General features: G+C 46.9%; 13 protein-coding genes and 3 tRNA genes. 10 read left to right on the forward strand and 6 right to left on the reverse strand.

What is annotated here, in order from left to right; all coding sequences use genetic code 11:
* Window positions 1-20: 20 nt before the first annotated feature.
* Window positions 21-824: a gluconate 5-dehydrogenase gene (locus ACZ42L_RS05805; protein WP_464701428.1), complete on the forward strand. Its 804-nt coding sequence runs from the start codon at window positions 21-23 to the stop codon at window positions 822-824.
* Between the two features lie 182 nt (window positions 825-1,006).
* On the opposite strand, the gene ACZ42L_RS05810 is transcribed toward ACZ42L_RS05805, so the two are convergent.
* The 5 genes from ACZ42L_RS05810 to ACZ42L_RS05830 form a co-directional block, all read right to left on the reverse strand.
* Window positions 1,007-2,539, reverse strand: coding sequence for a sulfatase family protein (locus ACZ42L_RS05810; protein ID WP_464701430.1), 1,533 nt, complete (start codon window positions 2,537-2,539; stop codon window positions 1,007-1,009).
* Between the two features lie 7 nt (window positions 2,540-2,546).
* A complete protein-coding gene (gene lacZ4 / locus ACZ42L_RS05815; RefSeq protein WP_464716981.1) occupies window positions 2,547-4,553 on the reverse strand; it encodes a beta-glucuronidase LacZ4 in 2,007 nt (668 codons plus the stop codon).
* Window positions 4,554-5,049: 496 nt separating this feature from the next.
* A complete protein-coding gene (locus ACZ42L_RS05820) occupies window positions 5,050-6,753 on the reverse strand; it encodes a RagB/SusD family nutrient uptake outer membrane protein (RefSeq protein ID WP_464701431.1) in 1,704 nt (567 codons plus the stop codon).
* Between the two features lie 14 nt (window positions 6,754-6,767).
* The gene (locus ACZ42L_RS05825; protein ID WP_464701433.1) at window positions 6,768-9,944 is read right to left on the reverse strand and encodes a SusC/RagA family TonB-linked outer membrane protein; all 3,177 of its coding nucleotides are present in this window, start codon (window positions 9,942-9,944) and stop codon (window positions 6,768-6,770) included.
* A gap of 371 nt (window positions 9,945-10,315) precedes the next feature.
* Window positions 10,316-10,403: transfer RNA gene (locus tag ACZ42L_RS05830), tRNA-Ser, on the reverse strand.
* Window positions 10,404-10,741: 338 nt separating this feature from the next.
* On the opposite strand from ACZ42L_RS05830, the gene ACZ42L_RS05835 reads away from it, so the two are divergent.
* The 7 genes from ACZ42L_RS05835 (at window position 10,742) to ACZ42L_RS05865 (ending at window position 16,107) form a co-directional block, all read left to right on the forward strand.
* Complete coding sequence (locus tag ACZ42L_RS05835) at window positions 10,742-11,656, forward strand: DUF4468 domain-containing protein (RefSeq protein ID WP_464701435.1); 915 nt, start codon at window positions 10,742-10,744, stop codon at window positions 11,654-11,656.
* 12 nt (window positions 11,657-11,668) lie between these two features.
* Window positions 11,669-11,923, forward strand: a complete 255-nt coding sequence (locus ACZ42L_RS05840) for a mechanosensitive ion channel protein MscS (protein WP_464701436.1) — start codon at window positions 11,669-11,671, stop codon at window positions 11,921-11,923.
* Window positions 11,920-14,250, forward strand: coding sequence for a putative porin (locus ACZ42L_RS05845; RefSeq protein WP_464716900.1), 2,331 nt, complete (start codon window positions 11,920-11,922; stop codon window positions 14,248-14,250). Before ACZ42L_RS05840 ends, ACZ42L_RS05845 begins: the two co-directional genes overlap by 4 nt.
* 24 nt (window positions 14,251-14,274) lie before the next feature.
* Window positions 14,275-15,183, forward strand: coding sequence for a 1,4-dihydroxy-2-naphthoate octaprenyltransferase (menA, locus tag ACZ42L_RS05850; RefSeq protein WP_464716901.1), 909 nt, complete (start codon window positions 14,275-14,277; stop codon window positions 15,181-15,183).
* Window positions 15,184-15,190: 7 nt separating this feature from the next.
* On the forward strand, window positions 15,191-15,829 hold the full coding sequence (locus ACZ42L_RS05855; protein WP_464716982.1) for an HD domain-containing protein: 639 nt from the start codon (window positions 15,191-15,193) through the stop codon (window positions 15,827-15,829).
* Between the two features lie 127 nt (window positions 15,830-15,956).
* A tRNA-Thr gene (locus tag ACZ42L_RS05860) sits at window positions 15,957-16,029 on the forward strand.
* Window positions 16,030-16,034: 5 nt separating this feature from the next.
* Window positions 16,035-16,107 (forward strand) — tRNA-Gly (locus ACZ42L_RS05865).
* 158 nt (window positions 16,108-16,265) lie between these two features.
* Here the strand turns inward: ACZ42L_RS05865 and ACZ42L_RS05870 are convergent.
* Window positions 16,266-16,847, reverse strand: coding sequence for an RNA polymerase sigma-70 factor (locus tag ACZ42L_RS05870; protein ID WP_464716902.1), 582 nt, complete (start codon window positions 16,845-16,847; stop codon window positions 16,266-16,268).
* A gap of 532 nt (window positions 16,848-17,379) precedes the next feature.
* Here ACZ42L_RS05870 and ACZ42L_RS05875 point away from each other — a divergent pair.
* Window positions 17,380-18,615 (forward strand): site-specific integrase, encoded by a 1,236-nt coding sequence (locus ACZ42L_RS05875; RefSeq protein ID WP_464716903.1) that lies wholly within the window; start codon window positions 17,380-17,382, stop codon window positions 18,613-18,615.
* An 18-nt stretch (window positions 18,616-18,633) separates the two neighbouring features.
* Window positions 18,634-18,795 carry a hypothetical protein gene (locus ACZ42L_RS05880; RefSeq protein WP_464716904.1) on the forward strand — a complete coding sequence of 54 codons (162 nt, stop codon included), beginning with the start codon at window positions 18,634-18,636 and terminating at the stop codon, window positions 18,793-18,795.
* Window positions 18,796-19,437: the final 642 nt, after the last annotated feature.

A 19,437-nucleotide genomic window follows, 5' to 3' on the forward strand; every position in this document is an offset into this window, starting at 1 on the left:
ATCCAACAATCAATCATTATATGGACACATTCTCAAAAAACTTCTCTCTTGAGGGGAAGGTAGCTTTGGTCACCGGAGCAGCCTATGGAATAGGCTTCGCCATTGCCGAGGCTTTCTATAAGGCAGGAGCTAAGATAGCTTTCAACTGTCGCAGTCAAGAACATCTGGATCGTGCACTGGCCGATTACGCTGCCAAGGGCATCGAAGTAAAAGGATATATAGCCGACGTGACCGACGAAGAACAAGTAAAAAAACTCGTAGCCGACATCGAATGCGAGCTTGGAACGATTGATATTCTCGTCAACAATGCCGGTATCATCAAGCGCATACCGATGGAAGAGATGTCGGTAGAAGACTTCCGCCAGGTGGTAGACATCGACCTCAATGCGCCATTCATCGTGAGCAAGGCCGTCATTCCTGGCATGAAGAAGAAGGGTGCAGGCAAGATTATCAATATTTGTTCGATGATGAGCGAACTTGGCCGCGAGACCGTATCGGCCTATGCAGCTGCCAAGGGTGGTTTGAAGATGCTCACTCGTAACATCTGTTCAGAGTTTGGAGAGCATAATATCCAATGTAACGGCATCGGACCAGGATATATCGCTACCCAACAGACAGCACCCCTACGCGAGCGCCAGGCCGATGGAAGCCGTCATCCTTTCGACAGTTTCATCATCAGCAAGACTCCCGCTGCGCGCTGGGGAACTCCCGAAGACATCATGGGACCTGCTGTTTTCCTGGCATCGAATGCCAGTGACTTTGTCAACGGTCACATTCTGTATGTAGATGGTGGTATTCTAGCTTACATCGGCAAACAACCATAATCCTTTTATAAGGTTTCATTAAGATTAGGTATTGTATTATAAGGCTGATTCTACGTGATGTAGAGTCAGCCTTTCTTTTTGTATCTTGCCTCCAACACGACTATATCAAAAAGCCCGACCGCCATCCATGGGCAGCCGGGCTACGCTTATCAATCGTTTTTGAGTCTACTGTAAACCTGTCATTATCTTCTCAGTTTCCTGACGATTCCTTTCGAATACCAAGGGTCGTCGACTTCTTTCAGTAATTGCGACATGCGCTTAAACAGCTTTTTATACACTGCCTTATGTGTATTTATATCCAAATTATGCTGCTGATAAGGGTCTTTCTGGTCGTCGAAGAGCAAAGTCTGTGTCACCTTGTACTTCTTATTGATGAAGATGGCCATGGTATACTGTGCCGTCTTGATGCCTCTTGCCGATGGGAAATAGTCTATCGTCTTACCCGCAGCGTCTTTCTCCCCATTCACATTCTGTATATAGAGCGCGGCATCCGGACGCTTCGCCTTGATATTCTCTTGGCTCAGCAACGCCGAATAATCACGCCCCTGCACTGTAGAAGGAATATCCTGTCCGAGTCCGGCCAGTCCCAATACAGTCGGCATAATATCGGGCGTAGACATGAGCAACGGGTCTACACGTGGCGTGATGTGCCCTGGATAACGCACGATAAACGGAATATTCATCGACTCTGTATAGGGCGAGTTCTTGGGGTCATCGGTGTTCTGACTGCACATTGTCTCCCCGTGGTCAGACGAGAAAATGACAATGGTATTCTTATCCAGTCCGGCTTCCTTCAAAGCATCGAGTATCATACCGAACGCACGGTCTACTCCCGACACCGAAGCAAAGTAATAGGCAGCCGATTTCACCTTACCCATCTGGAGGTTTACATTCGGACGAATGAGCAGACTATCTATCGGTTTGTCGGCATAGAGCGCATAATCTTCGGGCATACAGTCGTTCAGCGAGCGGTAAGGACTGTGCGGTGGGTTCATCGCCACCATCATGAAGAAGGGTTTCTTCGTGTCCCTCACGTTGGCCTGATTACGGATATAGTCCGCAGCCACCTTGGCCTCGTGTATGGGCGACCACTCATGTGGCTGGTGCTTCACCCCATTGTTGTCCCAATAATGAGGATTCTTGTGTTCATCGAACGTACCGTATGAATACCAATAGTTAAATCCATGCCGGCGGTTGGCAGGCGTGAAAGCATCCCACACGGGGTCTATATCCTGCACATAGTGGCCGGGGCGGGCCGGATCATTCTTCTCCGGGCGGTCGGTATGCAGTTTCCCGATATAGGCACAGTCGTAGCCATTACGGCTGAACACGTCGCCTATACAGGTGGTCGACTCACGAATATAGCTGTTCGGACGGTTGGAATTACAATTAAGTGACACGCCGCTGCGGTTCGGATACATACCAGTGAGCAGACTGCCACGATGAGGACTGCTCAAGGGGAAGTTGCTCTGAGCCGATGTCAGCACCACCGATTCACGTGCAAATCTGTCGATACGCGGCGTATGCGTAGGGTCGGCTTTGAAGTTGACGGATTCTCTGAACCCCTGTTGCGACCAGAAATTCAATGCGCAGTTGCGCAACTGGTCGGGAAATACATAGATTACATTTGGGCGATTGTCGGCCTGACTGGCTGCACACAAAGTGTACGGCGCCAGCATCAGACCACATAATATACTGTTTGTCTTATTATTCATTACTTATTTATAAATTAAGAAACCATTCACAAGTATCAGATAATTGCTGTTTCTTGGCTGTCCCAACAGCTTGCAGGGTATTACTGCCGCTCTGCAAGGTTACCTCGAACTTACATACATTCATGGAATCGGGGTGCTGCGTGGCTATCTTTTTACCATTGACAAGCAACGTTACCGACTTACAATTAGAGAAGACCGTGACCACAGTCTGCTGCCGTGTACGCTCAACAGCACGACGTTCGGCGATATAGACCATTGGCTGTGGATTCCAGTTGGCCTTGTAGAAGAAGTAAGAATCCTTCTTTGTCTTGCGATCGTGGGTCACCAAGCCCTTATCGTTGATTCCTACTCGGTCGCCCTCAGTACGATGCGCCGCTCCGAAGTCAAACATATTCCACACGAACGTGCCCCATACATAGGGGCGATGCGACAAAATATCCCAGTTGGCCATGTGGTAATAGGTCTGCCAGTTTTCCGGATGCCACATGCCTGTAGGCACAGGTTGCTTCAACGAGTCTTGCTGCTGAAAGATGCTTGCACCTGCTCCATACTCGCTGATACCGATACATAGTTTCGGATAAGCAGCGTGCATCTTGTCCAGATAAGTGGCCAGCGACTTGGGAGTAGCACCATACCAGCCGTCGTAGCGGTTCCACGCCATCACGTCGGTGATTAAATTCATATTGCCATCTTGATTGCTGGCACAGGTCGTAGGGCGCGTATGGTCTTCCTGATGAGCCAAGGCATTCAGTTCTTTGACATACTCTACGGGGTTATCACCGTCGTATTTCAACTCATTGAACAGTCCCCACACAAAGATACTGGGATGATTATAATGCTGCCGAATCATCTCGCGTAACTGCTGCTTTCCATTCTCTCGGAACGCCTTTGTATCTACAAAGCCCTTGTCGGCATACCCACCAGGCCCTACGAAAGGAATCTCTGCCCACGCCAGAATACCCGTCTTATCCATCATGTCATAGGTATAAGCAGACTGTGGATAATGGGCCAAGCGCACCGCATTGACTCCCATCTCGCGCATGATGGCCACATCTTCCTCAATATGCTGGGGCGTCAATACATTGCCTACGACCGCCCGCTCCTGATGGCGACATACTCCATGCAAGGCCAGATGAACCCCATTGAGGAAGAAACCTCGGTCGGCATCGAAACGATAACTGCGAAGACCCAGTGGCTGCTCTACTTCATCGAGCTTTCGCTGCCCGTTCCAAAGCGATACACGGACACGATACATAAATGGATCGGCACAACCATTCCACAGGTGCGGTTTGCTGATTGTGAAGGGAATATCAAGCGATTGCAAATCGGTTCGGGCAGCAATATCTACCGCCTTCGTCTCTCGCAACAGCTCTTTTGTCCCATCAGAGACCGTCAGCCTCACCTGAACCTTACTCGTTTCAGGAGTGGCATTAGAAAGAACGATGCGTGCATTGACCTTGGCCGATGCTCCATCTACCAACTCCTGCTGGAGATACACCCCCGAAGACGCATGGTCCAAGGGCGATATACAGGTCTTATCGGTCAACAACAGAGATACGGCACGATAGATACCGCCATAGAAATTGAAGTCGCCCACCAGTGGCATCACACTCAAATCCTCGGCATTATTCACACGCACCAGCACAGTATTCTCCTTTCCGTAGTCCACCTTATCGGTCAACTCAAAGATAAAGGCAGTGTAGCCGCCGCGATGCTCGCCCAAGAACTTGCCGTTGACAAAGACATGGGCCACGCTGTTAGCTCCTTCAAAACGAATGAACAGACGCTTGCCACTCCACTCGTTGGGAACAAAAAACTTCTTGGTATAGTTGCCGATGCCACGCTTGTAGTCTGCCTTACCACTCAAAGCGTCGACGGCATTCCACGTATGGGGGAGGTCAACCTGCACCTCCGAACCCCGTTGCACTTGATGAGAGAAGCGGAACATCCACTTCTCATTCAACGGCCGATAACTTCGTTGTGCCAACACGGGAATCTGATGGCACAGCAACATGCCCAACAACACAAAACTGCAAAGGCCTTGCAGTTTTGCTGCAAAGCCTCGGCAACAATGCTGCAAAGCCTTGGCAGCAATGCTGACTCGGCTTTGCAATAGATTTCTATTTTTCATATTCATATCTTAATGTGAGTTCGACGAATTATAAGTATCTACAAAATTTGGTGAATAATCAGATTCTATTTCAACTTTAATATATTAATTATCAAAGCATTATAAAAAATCATTGCTATGCTCACCGAAAACAAAGTTACAGAATTTTTCTTTATGGTAGATGAATTCTGCAAGTTTTTTTATTCTTTTGACGGCAACATACCCTATTAGAGAACATCATCCTGATAAATCTTTCAAGACACAGATATTTCAATAATTTATAGTAAAACGCTCGGAGCGTCGGGTGGTTATTGCAGGTTTCCAAGGAAGCTGTGTATCAATTATTCCTACACATTGATACACAGCTTGCACTCTTTTAATTCGTCGAACTCACATAATCTTACCAACCTGGATTCTGCTTCAAGTCCGGATTCTTTTCAATCTCTGTTCCGGGTATCGGCCACAGATAATCGCGCGATTTGGCAGAACGTGTGTAACGATACTTACCTGTGATGTCGTTCTCCTTACGACCGTCCAGTTCCTCAAGCAACTTCCAACGCTTCATATCGCTGAAGCTCAAACCCTCGCCGGCAAACTCTACGGCACGCTCATGGCGAATACGCTTGAACACATCTTCCTTGGTCTTTGCCTCCAAGTAAGCCGGTCCGCTATTGATACCGGGCATCTTAACACTCTCACGACTGCGCACCTGATTGATGAGTTTCACAGCCTCGTCCAGATGGCCGAGTTCGTTTTCACATTCGGCCATCATCAGCAGTACATCGGCATAGCGAATCAACGGGAAGTTGATAGGCGTGTGCTGGCGGTTGTTGATAGCTCCGCCCATATTACCTTCGGGTACAAACTTACGCCACAGATAGGTTTCGTAGTTCTGGTTCGGACGGATATAGCCGTTACCACTGGTAATACCGGTAGCAATAATAAACTCACAGTCTTCTGGTGCATTGGCATACCAACCGGCGTAGCGTGTGTATGGCATGATGACTGTAGCCATCATACGGGGGTCGCGCTTGTCGTACATTTCAAGCAGTTTGGCCTTGCCGGCAGGATATTTCGTCACCTTACCATTCTTCAATGTAGCCCTGAATGTAGCCACCTTCTTCTTGTCATCGGTCTGGATTCCGGGGAACCAGTCGTCCCAGTTGAAGGGCTTGCCGTCCTTGTATTCATAGCTATCTACGAAATACGGCGAAACCATGACGTTGTTCCAACAGCTTCCGAACGTTTCGCGAGAACCCATATAGAAGCACATCGGCATACCATGATCGGTACCTACACCGCCCATATTCTGGATGGCAAAAATCATTTCAGAGCTTTCGTCGCCACCCGGTTTGAAGAGTCCGGCATAGTCGTTGTACAGTTCAAACTGCTTACTGTCGATGACTTTTTTAAAGTTGGCAGCTGCATTCTTGTAGTCTTTCTTGTAGAGATACACCTTACCCATCAAGGCAGTAGCTGCATATTTGGTAGCACGTCCGGCATCAGACTTACCCCACTTCTCAGGCAACACGGTAGAAGCTTCGGTCAAATCATTCAAGATGAACGTCCTTACCTCATCCATTGAGTTGCGTGGTTTCTTCATATCGGCATAACTGTCGGTAATAACGACGGTCTCATCGTAGATAGGCACTTCGCCAAAGAAGTCCATCAGCGTAAAGTAATACAATGCACGCATGAACTTGGCCTCTGCTTTATACTGCTTCTTCAAGTCGTCCGACATCTTAGCTTTCTCTGCATTCTGCAACACATTGTTGGCTCTGGCCACGCCTTCGAACAAGTATGTCCACTTGTTGAGAATCCAACTGTTGTTCACATCGTATGTGCCTACCTGGAAATTCTGATACGAATACACACCATAGCCCATAGCTATACCACCCAGTCCGTCCATCGCAAACTGCATTCCAAAAGCATGGTCGTTCTGCATGTTGCTATATACAGCCATCATGGCTTCTTTTGTCTGCTCTTCATTCTGATAGAATGTAGAAGCACTCATTTGGTCTGCCGGTACACGCTCAAGGTCGTAGCATCCCGACAACGTCAGGATAAGGGGCAGACCCAGTATAATAGAATATATCTTTTTCATGTTCATAGTATTTATTAGAATGATAAGTTGATACCGACTACGGCTTGTTTCATAGAAGGATAAGCCATTCCGCTCACCTCAGGATCGAATCCTCTGTAGTCTGTGAAAGTAAAGAAGTTCTCCAAACTGCCATAGAAGCGCAGACGTTCGAGACCAATCTTTCTGGTCAACTTCTGATTAATGGTGTATCCCAACTGGATATTGCGAATCTTGACAAAGCTCTTGTTCTCAAGGAAGAAGTCGCTCGTCTGGACGTTGCGACGGTCCTGATACTCCAACAGGCGTGGATAGGTGGCATCCGTACGGCCCTCTGTCCAACGGCCATTGACCACATCACTGTTCAGCTGATAACCGATACGCACGTTAGGAGTATTGTAGGCATCGTGCTGCCAGAACATCTTTGCACCCATAGAACCCTGAATCAAGGCAGAGAAATCAAATCCCTTCCAAGCTGCATTCAGGTTCAGACCGAAAAGGAACTTCGGATTCGGACCATCGCTGACGATTTCCTTATCCTGGTTATCAATAATACCGTCACCGTTCACATCCTTATACAGCAAGTCTCCCTTTTCGGGTGTTCCGAATGCCGCAAACGGATTCATCTTCTTGCCATTGGCATCTTTCGGTGCGTTGTCTATCATCTGCTGAACCAATTTCATGTCTTCGTCGGTCTGCAACAGACGGTCTACGCGCAACAGATACTGCGAATTGATGCTGTGACCCTCCCAGATAAGGTTGGCATCGCTGATAGACTGGCCTCCCTTATCAGTACCTTTAAACTTATCGACATTGTTGGTGACATAGGTGAGGTTACCCGTAATGCCGTATGTAAAGTCGCTGATACGGTCTTGCCAACCCAATGTAAACTCCATACCCTTATTCGTAACGATGGCACTATTGGTCTTAGGCAGAGATGTAATACCGTGAACATGGGGAGCAGGCAGATTAATCAAGATGTCGGTGGTGCGCTTATTGAAGTAATCGATAGTACCGGTAAGCCTGTTATTGAAGAAGCCAAAGTCGAGACCGATATCGAAAACCTTTGTGGTTTCCCATGTCAAGAGCGGATTGGCCAATGCTGCCATCGCCATACCTGTAACCATAGAATTGCCCAATACGTAGTTGTAAGCACCGGCATCACTCGTATAGAGCGCCTGTGAATCGTAGTTGCCTACAGAGTTATTACCCAACGAACCGTATGAAACACGCAGTTTCAAGTTGCTCAAATAACTGTTGGAAGCTGCTTCCATGAACTTTTCCTGGTCAATACGCCATGCAGCAGAAGCCGATGGGAAGTATCCCCAACGCTTGTTGGACTGGAAACGAGAAGAGCCATCGGCACGCAAGTTGAACTCAAAGAGGTACTTGTCTTGCCAGTTTAAGTTCAGGCGGCTGAAGTAAGAGCGCATCGCCCACTCCGTCTTATTACCTCCGGCACTGGCCTGACCGGTCGCTCCATCCAGTGCATCCATGTTCAAATCTATCAAATCCTGTTTGGAAACATGGAAGCTCTTGTTTCTATATAGCTCTTGGCTAGCACCCAACATCACATTGAAAGCTAACTGATTCTTGAACAGTTTGTTCTCATAACGCAACACAGCATCGTTGAAATAACGCTCTGTCTTGCCATCGGAATTATAATAAGAATACCGCGTCTTAGTGGTAGAAGTAATCTGCTCTGTCTGGAAATTCCATCCTTCCAGCAAGACAGGCTTGCGAGAAATCTCCTGGTCGAGCAGCTCGTACGAGTAGCTGAGTGCCAGAGATAAGCCGCTCAGAGGCTTCAAAGTTGCTGTGAAACGAGGATGGAAATTGTTCTTCCTGTTATTTCCGGCCCACTTGAAAGCACGTATCAAGGGGTTGTTGGCAGCACTTTGAGCAGCGTCTTGCTCATTGTTCATAGCACCGAAACGACCATCGGGCGCACGGAACACCATACCCGGAGTGGTGGCAGATGTATAGGTAAAGACATTGTCTATCTCGTTATTGCCCGGCTCCATGTCAGATACATAGCCGTTCATGTGCATACCGATATTCAGCCATTTAGCCACATCGACATCCAGATTCAGACGTCCGCTGTACTTCTTGAAGCCGGCATTGTACATGACACCCGGATTATTCAAATAGCCGAACGAACCGTAGAAGCGAATCTTCTCAGAACCGCCGGAAACGGAAATGGCATGATTGGTAGCAGCAGCTGTCTTGAATGTCTCATCAATCCAGTTGGTATTAGGATACTGCAACGGATTCTTACCGGCATCGTTTCGCCAAGCATCAATGACATCCTGCGTAAAAGGCTCTGCCTTCTTACTGTTCTTGTAACCTTCATTGATGATTCCCATGTAGTCGGCATAGTTCGATACTGGGGTCAATGTCTTGCGGATAGATTCGAAAGACACATAGCCGTTGTAATCGACAGAGATTTTACCGCGCTTACCGGATTTCGTGGTAATCAGGATGACACCATTGGCTGCCCTCGAACCATAGATGGCAGAAGAGGCCGCATCTTTCAACACGGATACCGATTCTATATCCTGTGGATTCACGGTATTGATTCCGGCTTCCGTTCCATCAATAATAATAAGAGGTGCAGAACTGTTCAACGTACCCTGACCACGCACCAGAATGGAGGCATTGTCGTTACCCGGCTGGTTGTTGTTCGACATGACCGACACACCGGCAGCTACACCAGCCAGTGCCTGAGATACATTGGTGATGGGACGACTCTTGGCCATCTCGGCCACGTTGACAGCTGAGACCGAACCCGTCATGTTCACTTTCTTCTGTGTGCCATAACCCACTACTACGACCTCATCCAATGTCTTGCGGTCTTCTTCCAGCTTGATGTTGATATGCTCGCGTCCACCCACCTTCACTTCCTTGGTGAGATAGCCCACATTGGAAATCACCAAGACGGCATCGGGCGAGGATACACGAATAGAAAACTTACCATCCAAATCGGAGATGACACCATTGGATGTTCCCTTTTCCATGATAGTAGCACCTATCATCGGTCCGGATTCATCGGTCAAGACACCCTTGACCGTAACGGTCTTCTGTAAAGGAGACTGAATGACTGAGGCATTGAAGGTAGGAATATTTCCCCCTGCCAACACCGTAACAGACGGAAAAGCCATGACAGAACCAAGGCAAACCCGTCGTAGGAATGAATTTGTTATCAAAAAATCCATAGACTATAAACTATTTAGGTTAGTGTTATTTCATCAAGTTTTATCGCTGCAAATATATATATATCGGTTTATATGTATAGTGCAAAATCGTACAAATAAAGTCTAAAATTGTATTTTTCACAGATTTACACGATATTCCGACAGCTCGTACAAAACCTTTATATCCTATCGGGCAGCCCGACGAACAGGGCGATTACAAGCCATTCGGCATGTCAGGCGCATGCTTACAGACGCAAATATGGCAAGTATGCCAACTGCAACAATAAATCCGGGAAAGAAAAACAGACAGCCAGACGTTCTGACAAACACGAGAAACAAAACTGGAAAGGAAGCGATAATTACATCATATATTAATTATCATGCTTCAACTGCGGAGAGAATAGGATTCGAACCTACGAAACCCTTTAGGGGTTTACACGCTTTCCAGGCGTGCCTCTTCAACCACTCGAGCATCTCTCCTTGTGTTGTAAAGCGGTGCAAAAGTATTACTTTTTTATGGATTTTCGGCATATTACGGTATAAAAAGTGACCAACAGCATGGTGTTTGAGAGTTTTTAACATAATCGGACTGCCACTTCTGCCCCACCGGTCTTTCACCATGAGTTTACTGCAAAGCCTCGGCAGCACCTCTGCAAAGCCCATTCAGCAATACTGCAAAGGCCAAACAGCAACACTGCCAAGGCCCTGCAGTAAACCGTTAATAATTGTCAAGTTACACCATTCCATTTTCTTTATATTCTCATTTCTCATCTTTTTTACTAACTTTGCCTATTATTACTAGTTTAAAACGTCAGCACATGAGAAAGATTTTCACTGCATTGATGCTGTGTCTGTCATTGGGCATACAAGCACAAACCGTCGTAGAAAACGCCAAACAGCAACTGGAACAGGCCAAAGAGGCCCAAAAGATAGCCAAGCAAGCCATCAAGGAAGCTAAGAAAGCAGCCAAGCTGCAAAAGAAGTTGGCCAAGATAAAGGGTGAGAGTGCCACGCCCACCCCTGCACAAACAATACCGGCCACGCCCCTGACGCCTGCCAAGAAGACTGTAGTTCCGGCTACAAAGATAGAAAACACAGCTACTAAAACCACCAATGACGGTACGATGAAGAAGTCTACCGGCGACGTGAAGAAGGGATGGATAGTACCTAAAGCCCCTGTCAAGGCTGCCGAGAAGAAAAAAGAAGCGGCAGCAACTGGGCAACAGGCATTGGCACAAGACTATCTGGCAGGTGCTGTACCCGAAGTTGAGGGCAAGGTAGTGTTTGAAACAGAGATAGAAGCGAACGGCAAAACGGCCCAGGAAATCTATCAATTGCTGTACGCCAAAATACAGGAACTGATGACACAAGACGGCCAAATGGACAGCCGCATGGCACTTGTCAACGAAGAGGAGAACGTGATTGCAGGTAAATTCAAGGAATGGATGGTCTTCAACAGCAGCTTCCTGTCAATAGACAGGACCGAGTTCAACTATCTGCTACTGGTCAAATGCGACGAAGGACGCGCCCACATCACCATGGAACGCCTGAGCTATGCGTATGAGACTGACCGTCCGACAGGCTTCAAATCGTCGGCTGAAGACTTGATTACAGACAAGAAGTGTCTCAACAAAGCCGGCACAAAGCTCGTCAAACTGACAGGAAAGTTCAGAAGAGGAACTATCGACCGCAAGAATGAGATATTTGCAGCATTGGCTGAAGCACTACGATAAGGAAAGATAAGTATGTCACAGGATAATAAGGAACAGGCGACGGAAGAACAGATAGCTGTCAGACCCAAGCACCGCATGGAGCGTATCGACACTAGGGATTCGCTATTCAAGTTGAGAAACATTCTGAACATCTGCTTCATGGTATTGGCCATCGCAGGTGTCTGCATGTATGTCTTCACAATGCAGAAAAGCATTGCCATCACCATCATGATAGCGGGAGTAGTGATTAAATTCATAGAGGTCGCATTACGAATGTTCCATAAATGAGAAAAGCATTCATCACGCTCTGTCTATTGTGCCTTGCGGGAACAGCCCTGGCACAGTTTGACGACAACGAATTTAACCAGATAGACCAGAGCGGCAACATCAGCAGAAGAAACAAGAATAATCAGGCTGATAGCCTTGGAAGTCATAAAGAGATTCCCAAGGGTATCAAGGTATGGACTGTGGATTCGCGATTCGGCGACGTGCAGCCCACCCAAATGGACACGCTCTCCCATATGTATATGAACACCATCTTCACGACTGGACTGAGGGGAGAGTACAGCACGACCGGAAACCTGGGTGCGCCACGCATCCATCGCGTATTTATAGACCGCCCGGAAGCAGGGCAATTTATCTTCACAGCGCCCTACGACTTCTTCGTGAAGCCTGTAGATAAATTCAAATTCACCAATACGCTCTCCCCTTTCACCAACCTAAGCTACAATACGGCTGGTGGAAAGGTAAATGGCGAGGACCATTTTACAGCACAATTCGGTGTGAATGCCGGTAAGAAATTGGGTGTAGGATTTAATTTCGACTATCTATACGGACGCGGTTTCTATACATCTCAAAGTACATCGCACTTTAACTACAGCATGTATGGCAGTTACATAGCCGACCGCTATCAGGCCCATCTGCTGCTATCGACCAACCATCAGAAGGTGGCTGAAAACGGAGGTATTGCCAACGACAACTACATCAGACACCCGGAGAGCTATACAGACAGCTATTCCACCGACGAGATTCCGACTATCCTGTCCAAAAACTGGAACCGAAACGACAATCACCACATCTTCTTATCGCAACGATATAACCTGGGCTTCAACCGCAAGGTACGCATGAGCGAAGAGGAAATCAAGGCAAGAAAGTTTGCTATAGAGTCGAAGAAAGAGCAGGACTTAAGGAAGACCAGGGAGAAAGAAGGACTGCCTGACGAGCCGCAACGAAGAAGAAACGAGGACGAAAAAGAGCCGGCGACCTTTGCCGGCCGTCCGGATGATGCGCAAGTGGTGGGCGACGAGCCTGTAGCAGGCGCACAAGATGGCGGACGAATCAGAGTGAACGGCAAGCAGCAGGCAGACAGCCTGATAGCGGCTGCCGACAAGGCTAAGGAGGATACTACATGGCTGAAAAACGAATACGTGCCTGTAACGAGCTTCATCCACACCTTGCAATTCGACTATGCCCGTCGCATCTATCAGGCTTACGAGACCCCCGAAAACTTCTACGCCAACACGTACAAGGCACTGGAGAAACTGGAAGGCGACTCCATCTACGACCTGACACGGCACTACCAGCTGAAGAATACCTTTGCCATATCGCTGTTGGAAGGATTCAACAAATATGCCAAAGCCGGACTGAAAGGATTTCTGACGAGCGACATACGCCACTTCACCCTCCCCTCGGCCGACGGTGTGGACACTTACAACGAACAGACCATCAGCGTGGGAGCGCAACTGAACAAGGCACAGGGGAAAATGCTGCACTACAATGCCGTACTTGAGACGTGGCTGGCCGGTAAGGATGCCGGACAATTAAAGTTGGATGCCACGGCCGACCTGAACATCAAATTGCTGGGAGACACGGTTCAGTTGGCAGCATCGGGATTCTTCCACCGCACCAATCCTACCTTTTATTATCGCCATTATCATGCCCGACATTTCTGGTGGGACAATGACGACATGAGCAAAATACTCCATACAAGGTTGCAAGGCTCGCTATGGCTCAGGAAAACTCGGACGCACTTACGCGTGGCTGCCGACAATATCAAGAACCATACTTACTTTGCCCAGAGCTACACCGCAGGCGAAAACACACGCACGGCCAATACTGTCGCAGTGAAGCAACATAGTGGCGCTGTCACGCTCTTTACCGCAGAGCTGAGCCAGGATTTCACTTTCGGCCCTATAAATTGGGAAAGTGTCATCACTTATCAGAAGTCTAGCAACAACGACGTGCTACCCGTGCCGACACTGAATGCCTACACCAACCTCTACCTGAGATTCAAGATTGCCCGCGTGTTGAAGTGCGATTTCGGAGCAGATGCACGCTACTTCACAGCTTACTATGCGCCCGAATACAGTCCGGCACTTGGACAATATACCGTACAGACAAATACCAGCACCACGGGCGAGGACAGCCGGGTGAAAACAGGCAACTACCCTATTGTGAACGTATATGCCAATTTCCACTTGAAACATACCAGATTCTTCGTGATGTATAGTCATGTGAATGCCGGAAGCGGCACGAAAAACTACTTCCTGACCCCTCATCACCCACTAAACGGGCGACTTTTGAGGTTCGGCCTAAGTTGGAATTTCTTCAATTAATCAAAACTGCTGGAATCGTTTTTTATGGAAGTACAAAGCGAAATCAAGACAAACTCGGGCAAAGCCTGGATGCTGGCATCGCGTCCGAAGACCTTGACAGGTGCGGCAGTGCCTATTATGGTGGCCATAGCCTTGGCAGCCACGCAACTAAGGCATGGCACATTCAGGATTGTACCAGCCGTTCTCTGTCTGCTCTTCGCATTCATCATGCAGATTGACGCCAACTTCATCAACGACTACTTCGACTTCATCAGAGGCAACGACGACGATGCCCGACTAGGCCCACGAAGGGCCTGTGCGCAGGGATGGATAACTCCCCAAGCCATGAAGAAAGGCTTGATAGTGACGACGTTCATAGCGTGTATAACAGGTCTGCCGCTCATTTGGTATGGCGGAACAGAGATGGTTATCGTGGGATTGCTATGCGTAGCTTTCTGTTTTCTATACACCACGAAGCTCTCTTACATCGGCATGGGCGACGTGCTGGTGCTTGTCTTCTTTGGTATCGTGCCAGTGTGCTGCACCTACTACCTGATAACGACCGACATCGCGTGGCCGGTATTCATAGCCTCAATAGCTTGCGGACTGGTCATCGACACCCTATTGCTGGTAAACAACTACCGCGACAGGAAAAACGACATGGCTGCCGGGAAGCATACATTGGTCACCATGATTGGCGAAACAAATACCGAATGGCTCTATCTGGCATGTGGATGGATAGCCGTGGGACTGAACATCGTCGTATTGCTAATGCTCAATGCCCACCTATTTACAGCAACCTTACCGGCCGTCTATCTCATTCTGCACACACGCACATGGCGCAAAATGAAGGAAATCAACCGTGGCAAGGCGCTCAACCTCATTTTGGGACAGACAGCTCGCAATATGTTTATATATGGTATGTTAACCTCCATAAGTCTCCTTATATTATAATATGGTCATAGCCAATGTAGATTTAGAATTGATGGAGTTTGTCGAAAAAAACATTCTCCCACGCTATAATGAGTTCGGAAGGAGTCATGGCCTGGGCCATGTCAATCGTGTCATCAAGAACAGTATGCTGCTCGCAAGGACAGTAGGAGCCGACATCAACATGTCGTATGCCATCGCAGCTTACCACGACTTGGGCATGAAAGGGCCTCGTGCCATCCACCACATCACCGGAGGAAAAATACTCCTGGCCGATGCCAGACTCAAGAAATGGTTCTCAACAGAACAAATCAAGATTATGAAAGAGGCTGTGGAAGACCATAGGGCAAGTGCCAGTCATGCTCCCCGAAGCATCTATGGCAAGATTGTGGCAGAGGCCGATCGCGACTTAGAACCCGATACCGTATTCAGAAGAGCTGTTCAATACGGTCTGGAGCAACATCCGGAATTTGACAAAGAAGCACAGTGGGAACGCTTTAAATCGCACATGCAAGAGAAATACTCAGCCAACGGCTACATACATCTATGGATTAGAAATAGCCCAAACGAGAAAAATCTCAAGACGATACGAGACATCATAGCCATCGAGACGAATCTTAAAGCTCAGTTTGACCGCATATACGACCAAGAGATAGCAGAACAAAAGTAAGCCCAGCCCTTGTTTTTTGTTCTTCGCTCGTAACCCTTAAAAAGTTTACAGGAAGTTTGGTCAATCTAAAAAAAAAGACTACTTTTGCACTCACATCTACACAGAGAGATGAAATCTGCATGTTGATGCCGATATGGCTCAGTTGGTAGAGCAATTCATTCGTAATGAATAGGTCCCCGGTTCGAGTCCGGGTATCGGCTCACAAGCGGTAATAGCTCAGTTGGTAGAGCGTTGGCTTCCCAAGCCGAAGGTCGCGGGTTCGAGCCCCGTTTACCGCTCTTCGTTGATAATCAGCAAGTTACACGTTTGAAAAGATTGTTTCAAACACCTAAAAAGCAAGAATTTATTTATTGAAAACATCAAATTTGGGCGCATTTGGGCGTATTTTGATAGTTTGCAGTTTGAGTTTTGGTTTGACTTTTAGTTTATAGTCTCCTCAGAGTGAATGTATCCCAATATAAAGGAGAGCAAAGGGAAAATAATCTTTCAAATCCTCATGTAAAAGTTTCAGAGCCTGCTGAATACGATAGTCAACAGTTTTTGGCGAAACATCCAATAACTGTGCTATTTCCTTATATGAATGATTCTGAAAACGGTGCATCACAAAAGCCTCTCTAAATTTCGGTGGAAGTCGATTAATGGCTTTCTGGATATTCAGAAGCAGTTCGTGGGTCTCGAAACTATCAATCTCCGAAGCAATCACATCGCCTAATTCAAGCTGATAGCGCTGATGAGCACGCTCACGAGCTGTATGCTGCTCGATACAGGAGAGACAACGCAGATGAACCGCCCTATAGAGATAGGCTTGAACACTCGTATGAATGGTAAGATTATCGTGATTCTGCCATATCCACAACAATACATCCAGCACAATTTCTTCGACATCTTCAAAATTTACAAAACGATAAGCATAAGCACAAAGAGGACGATAATATTTACGAAAAAGGGTATCGAATCCTCTTTTATCTCCCGACTTTAAAAGCGAAAGCAATGCTATATCCAGTTCTGTATCCGACATCTTTATGTGATTATGATGGCATTGTTAGAAACAGAAGAGTACAAAATACTCATCTCTGCTACCCGTATTAAAATTACTAAGCCATGCAAACTTACATAAAATTATCATATTACAACCGATTTTGACAGACTAGTTTTAGGTTGAAAAGTAAATCAGAATAGTTTTCCTGAAAAATCTATCCTCAACGGTCAAAAAATGAGAGGACATAGCAAATGATTTGTGAGTCAGTCAGTTCTGATTATTTGACCATTCGGGGAAAAACCGCCAAAAGACGGACTTTTGCCAACTTTGGACAGAGCAGCGTTACTAAAACATTACCCTATATCCAACTGGGAAGGAATGGCAAAAACGGTAACGAATGGGCTAACCCCCAACTGAAATCTTCTGCAAAGATAGCCCGATTAAGGGACAATGGAAAGGAAAAAGGCAAAAAAATGAATGCTTGGAATCTTTCCCGTCAAAGTACAATGAATTGCGTATCAGCGAATAACCTGACAATAAATAGTTTTGTAACTTATAAAGAGTCAGAGTTATGCGAAGTACGTTTAAGGTTCTGTTCTACCTCAAAAAGAACGCCCCTAAGAAAGACGGTTCCGTTCCCGTGATGTGTCGCATCACCATCGACGGAACCATTGCACAGTTCAGCTGCAAATGCGACATCCTCCCCAATCTATGGGATATCAAGAGTAACCGGGCGTCGGGAAAGAGTGCCGTGGCATTGGAGACCAACCGCTTCTTGGATAAGATCCGGGTGGGTATCAATGCCAAATACAAGGAGATTGCCGAAAGGGACAACTATGTCACAGCAGAGAAAATAAAAAACGCTTTCTTGGGTCTGGAGATACGGCACGAGACACTGCTGACGGTCTATGCCCAACACAATGAAGATTTTGCCAAGCAGGTCGATGCAGGCTTGCGGAGCCAATCCACTTACGACAAGTATTGCACGGTCTATAAGCACTTGGAAGAATTCATCAGGACACGCTACCGTCTGAGCGATATTGCCTTGCGAGAGCTTACTCCCGCATTCATCACGGACTTTGAGATTTTCCTTCGCACGGAAAAACAGTGTTGCAACAATACCGTATGGATTTACATAATGCCTTTGCGCCGAATGATTACCATTGCCCAGAATCACGGTTGGATTGTTCGAGACCCGTTCGTGGACTACAGTATCTCCGCCGAGAGTACGGAAAGGGATTATCTGACCAAGGACGAGATACGTCAAATGATGGATTTGAAGTTTCGCCGCAAGTCAATGGAACTGGTGCGTGACCTTTATGTATTCTGCTGCTTTACCGGCTTGTCGTTCACCGATATGAAGAACCTGACCAAAGACAATCTTCAAACCTCCTTTGACGGGAAACTCTGGATTATGACCAAGCGACAGAAGACTGGCGTGGAATCCAACATCATGTTGATGGACATTCTAATGAGGATTATCGAAAAGTATGACGGCATGGCAAAGGAAAATTATCTCCTGCCCGTTCCGCAGTACATTACCGCCTGCAAGAACCTCAAAACAATCATCGGACTTTGCGGAATAGAGAAGAACATAACGTGGCACACCAGTCGCCATACCATGGCAACGGAGATTTGTCTGACCAACGGAGTTCCCATAGAAACGCTTTCCAAGATACTGGGGCATACGAATATCCGCACGACACAAATCTATGCCAAAATCACCCACGAAAAGGAAAGCCGGGACATGAATACCCTTTCTGACAAGTTGAGCAAGATAGAACAATTTAGCGGTATCACCATATAATGAAAAGGAGGACGCACGATGAAAAGAGAAATCATAATCATTGGAGAGAATGGAAAAGTACATCTCCCGACTGCTCCCGTTTGGATGTCTGCTTGCGAAATTGCCGACCTGCTTGGGGCATTCTCCGGCACGGTGAACGCACAAATCAGAGCGATATTCAGGGAAGAACTCTTCTCTTGAGAATGGGAAAAAGAAGAACCTTTTCCATAAGGACAATTTTCTTGGAATTTTATGACATGGAAGTCATCATTCTGTTGGCTTTCTGCTTTCGGGGAGAAGGGACAAGAAATTTCCATCAATGAGAGGAGGTAAAGTTAGAACCAAATGGCACATACTCAAGCATTAGTTTTATTCATGTAAATTATTCTATGAAACAACGGAGGTGTGTCAAAACTTAATATTAGAATTTCTGACCTAGATTTTGATAGGGAAAACCCATAGGGCTTCCACAGGTATAGCACGACGGTTGGTGAGCGGAGCTAGCCTACCCTACCCCGTGACAAATAGTCCTTAACCCCCGCAAGTCTGTATGGGTTAAATTGTTTAGAGTATTAAAATATAGGTAGTTGCGTACCCATTACTGGGTTGAAGGATTGGTTATTACCTATTAACACGGCGTAGCTCATGCTACTCCCGTGGAAGCTATAAAGAACTTCAACCTATCATTTTGACAAGCTCAAATTCTCTAACTTGACTTTTGACACTCCCTCACAAAAAAAAGATTTCGTGTTTTATTTGGCATAAACACGAAATATTGTATCTTTGTAATGGTTCGGCAGAGGAGTTCTATTTTGTTTGTAATTAAAACATTACAAATCAATA

The organism is Prevotella mikamonis (assembly GCF_055381405.1).